This is a genomic window from Rhizobium ecuadorense, from assembly GCF_001187535.1.
In the GTDB taxonomy this organism is placed as follows: domain Bacteria; phylum Pseudomonadota; class Alphaproteobacteria; order Rhizobiales; family Rhizobiaceae; genus Rhizobium; species Rhizobium ecuadorense.
In genome coordinates this window covers 1-218 of the sequence record NZ_LFIO01000665.1, presented here as the reverse complement: position 1 = coordinate 218, position 218 = coordinate 1, and the positions used below count along the sequence as shown (strand labels likewise).

The 218-nt window shown below is 60.1% G+C and carries 1 pseudogene; it reads left to right on the top strand.

The features are described from left to right. Positions 1 to 218: pseudogene (locus tag AF337_RS44350) on the top strand (dehydrogenase); the annotation flags it as partial.

Sequence of the window (218 nt, the reverse complement as noted above, 5' to 3'; positions counted from 1 at the left end):
CGTGCCGAGATGGTGGCCGCAATTTGCGGAGGATCGGTGGTCGCACTGGATAAGTCGCAAGCAAGGACTGCACTCGGCGACGCGCGACTGCGTTACGCGGTGGACGCAACGGGAAGTACAAAAGCCATCGCGCAAGGCATCGAACTTCTGGACGGGGGCGGCGCCTTCGCTCTTGTGGGTATTGGTCATGGGAAACTGGATCTGGATCCCAATGTCCT